Below are 4140 nucleotides of genomic sequence, written 5' to 3'. Positions count from 1 at the left end.
CTGTGGGAGCGAGCCTGCTCGCGATAGCGCTGTGTCAGTCAACATCAATGTCGGCTGATACACCGCTATCGCGAGCAGGCTCGCTCCCACAGGTCTTGCGCCGATCTCAGGGTTCCACTTGCGCCCACTGCTTACTCAAGCGCTTATCCGAAATCGGCACCTTGGTGCCCAGTTGCTGGGCGAACAGCGACACCCGGTACTCCTCCAGCCACCAGCGGTACAGCTCCAGTTGCGGATCGCGCTTGCCTTCCTGGGCGTGTTTGCTGGCGCGCGCCTGGTATTGGGCCCAGAGGTTCGACAACTCGCCGCTCCAGACCCGATCCTTCTGCACCTGGCTGCCGAGTTTCTCGAAGCGCTGCTCGATGGCCTTGAGGTAGCGCGGCAACTCCTTGAGCCACTGATGCGGGGTTTCACGCACAAAGCCTGGGTACACCAGATGGCTGAGCTGTTGCTTGATGTCGTTCAAGGCCACGGCCTGGGCCAGGTCGATCTTGCCCTTGAAGCGTTTTTGCAGGCCGTGCCAGAGCTTGAGGATGTCCAGGGTCAGCTTCGCCAGGCGTTCGGCGTGTTCGGTCCAGCCGCCGCGTTTGCGCTCGGCCAGGGATGCCAGTGCGGCGCCATCACGGGGCAGGCTCGGCTCGCCTTCCAGCACGCAACTGTCGAGACTGACCAGCAGGATGTCTTCCACCAGGCTGTCAATGCGCCCCAGTTCGCGGTACAGCAGGCCCAGCTCCGTCAACCCGGGCAGTTTGCCGCGCAGGAACTTGGCCGATTCAGCCAATTGCTGCATCAGCAAGCGCTGCAAGGCGCGACGGTGCTGGAACTCGGCTTCGGCCGGGGTCGGGAAACGGCCTTCCTTGACCACGCCGCCCTCTTCCACCAGCGCCGGGTAGACCGTCATCGACAGCCCGGCGATCTTCTGTTGGGTTTTCTCAGCCACCGGGGCAAAGATTTTCGCTTCCACCGGCGCCTGGCTTTTCGCCGTCTGCGGCACGGCCAAGGCGGCCTGGCTGGCTTCGGCAAAGCGCGCCGTCAACTCGGCCAGGTCGCGGCCTTCGCCAAGAAACTTGCCCTGGCCGTCGACGATTTCCAGATTCATGCGCAGATGGCTTTCCACCTGCTGCGCCGCTTCCACCCAGGCTTCGTCGCTGACCCGTGCCCCGGTCATGCGCAGCAGCTCGCGACCCAGGGATTGCGGCAGCGAACCTTCAGCAAAGGTGATGCGTTGCAGCGCGGCCTTGACGAAGTCCGGCACCGGCACGAAGTTTTTGCGCAAGGCCTTGGGCAGGTTGCGCACCAGGGCAACGCATTTGGCTTCGATCATCCCGGGCACCAGCCATTCCAGGCGCTCCGGCGGCAGCATGGGCAGCAGCGGTGCCGGCACGCGCAAGGTCACGCCGTCGCGGGGATGGTTGGGCTCGAAGTGGTAGCTCAGCGGCAAGGTCAGCTCACCGACGCGCAACGTGTCGGGGTAGTACGCGGCAGTGACTTCACTGGCCTCGCGGGCCAGCACGTCTTCTTCGCGCATGATCAGCAGTTGCGGGTCTTTCTGGCTATTGATCCGGTACCAGCTGTCGAAGGTCGCGGTCTGGTGAATTTCGGCTGGCAGACGCGCATCGTAGAAGGCGAACAGGGTTTCCTCGTCCGCCAGAATGTCACGACGGCGGGCCTTAGCTTCCAGTTCGTCGAGTTGTTCCAGCAGTTGGGTATTGGCACTCAGGCACTTGGTCCGGGACTGGATCTCGCCGCGCACCAGCGCCTCGCGGATGAACAGTTCCCGCGACACCACCGGGTCCACCGGCCCGTAATGCACCGGCCGGCGACCGACCACGATCAGCCCAAACAGGGTGATCTGCTCATACGCCACCACCTGCCCGCGCTTCTTCTCCCAATGGGGTTCGAAGTGGTTTTTCTTGATCAGATGCCCGGCCAGCGGCTCGATCCAGTCCGGTTCGATCTTGGCCACCATACGCGCGTAGAGCTTGGTGGTTTCCACCAGTTCGGCGGTCATCAGCCACTGCGGACGCTTCTTGCCCAGGCCTGACGAGGGGTGAACCCAGAACCGTCGTTGACGGGCACCGAGATAGTCGCCGTCTTCGGTTTTCTGGCCGATCTGGCTCAGCAAGCCGGAAAGCACCGCCTTGTGCAGTTTCGGGAAGTCGGCCGGCTCTTTATTGAGGCTCAGTTGCATGTCACGGCAGATCAGGCTCAATTGGCGATGGGAATCGCGCCACTCGCGCAGGCGCAGGTAGTTGAGGAAATTCTTGCGGCACCAGTTGCGCAGCGGGCTGGCGGTCAGGGCCTGGCGCTGCTCTTCGAAACCGCGCCACAGATTGACCAGCCCGGCGAAGTCCGAGTCGGGGTCTTTCCACTGGGCGTGGGCCTGGTCAGCCGCCTGCTGACGCTCGGGTGGACGCTCGCGCGGGTCCTGGATCGACATGGCGCTGGCGACGATCAGCACTTCCTGCAAGCTGCCCAGCTTCGCCGCTTCCAGCAGCATGCGGCCCATGCGCGGGTCCACCGGCAAGCGCGCCAACTGGCGGCCCAGCGGGGTCAGTTGGCTGTTGCGGTCCACCGCCGACAGCTCTTGCAACAGGTTGAAGCCGTCGCTGATGGCCTTGCCGTCCGGCGGTTCGATGAACGGAAAATCGGTGATCTCCCCCAGGCGCAGGTGCAGCATCTGCAGGATAACCGCTGCCAGGTTGGTGCGCAGAATCTCCGGGTCGGTGAATTCCGGCCGGCCGAGAAAATCCTCTTCGCTGTACAGCCGCACGCAAATCCCCGGTTCGACCCGCCCGCAGCGGCCCTTGCGCTGGTTGGCGCTGGCCTGGGAAATGGCTTCGATGGGCAGGCGCTGGACCTTGGCACGATAGCTGTAGCGACTGATGCGCGCGGTGCCGCTGTCGATCACGTAGCGGATGCCCGGCACGGTGAGCGACGTTTCAGCAACGTTGGTCGCCAGCACCACGCGCCGGCCTGGGTGGGTCTGGAAGATCCGCTGCTGTTCGGCTGGCGACAGCCGCGCATACAACGGCAGGATTTCGGTGTGCTTGAGCTGGGCCTTGCGCAGCATTTCGGCTGCGTCGCGAATCTCCCGCTCGCCCGGCAGGAACACCAGCACGTCACCGGGGCTGCGGCGTTCGCTGCGCTCAAAGGCGGCGATTTCATCCAGCGTGGCGAGGATCGCCTGGTCGACGGTCAAGTCGTCCTCGACCCGGTTGCCCTCCTCATCCTGCTCCAGGGTCAGCGGGCGATACCAGGTGTCCACCGGGAAGGTGCGGCCCGAGACTTCCACGATCGGCGCGTCATCGAAGTGCTTGGAAAAACGCTCCAGGTCGATGGTCGCCGAGGTGATGATGACCTTGAGGTCCGGGCGGCGCGGTAGCAGGGTCTTGAGGTAGCCGAGCAAGAAATCGATGTTCAGGCTGCGCTCGTGAGCTTCGTCGACGATGATCGTGTCGTAGCGTTCGAGGTAACGGTCATTCTGGGTTTCGGCCAGCAGAATGCCGTCGGTCATCAGTTTGATCAGGGTGTTGGCGTCGCTCTGGTCTTCGAAGCGCACCTGATAACCCACCAGTGCGCCCAGCGGCGTGGCCAGCTCCTCGGCGACCCGGCTTGCGACGCTGCGCGCGGCGATCCGTCGCGGCTGGGTATGGCCGATCAAACCGTGCTGGCCGCGACCGATTTCCAGGCAGATTTTCGGCAGTTGCGTGGTTTTGCCCGAACCGGTTTCACCGGCGATGATCAGCACCTGGTGCTTGAGCAGCGCCTCCTTGATTTCGTCGCGCTTGGCGGCGATCGGCAAGCTGTCGTCGTAACGAATGACCGGCAGGCTGGCCTTGCGCGCCAACACCTGATCGCACGACGCCTGCATGCGCGTCACCCACTGGGCCAGCTTGGCCTCGTCGGGTTTCTTGCGCAGCTCGAGCAACTGACGCCGCAACCGATGGCGGTCAGCGAGCATGGCGTGGTCGAGGTTTTTCAGCAGCTTGTCGATAGCGGGAGCTTGGTCAGTCATCAGGTACGCAAGGGTCGTCGGTTTGTGCAGGGGGCCGATTGTCGCAGATTTGCGCAGGTTGCGCCGACCCATGGCAGCCTGCCCGCTCCCACAGGAGATTTGCGTCGAGAATGCTTTTGTGG

Annotated in this window: 1 protein-coding gene; it reads right to left on the bottom strand. The window is 63.8% G+C overall.

Annotation, left to right across the window (positions count from 1 at the left end; translation table 11 throughout):
• Positions 1–106 precede the first annotated feature (106 nt).
• Positions 107–4018 carry an ATP-dependent RNA helicase HrpA gene (gene hrpA, locus HU811_RS25550; protein ID WP_186658827.1) on the bottom strand — a complete coding sequence of 1304 codons (3912 nt, stop codon included), beginning with the start codon at positions 4016–4018 and terminating at the stop codon, positions 107–109.
• Between the last annotated feature and the right edge of the window lie 122 nt (positions 4019–4140).

Origin of the sequence: Pseudomonas tehranensis, assembly GCF_014268615.1 — a bacterium.
GTDB classification, from domain to species: Bacteria; Pseudomonadota; Gammaproteobacteria; order Pseudomonadales; family Pseudomonadaceae; genus Aquipseudomonas; species Aquipseudomonas tehranensis.
This window is presented reverse-complemented; position numbering and strand designations above follow the sequence as displayed.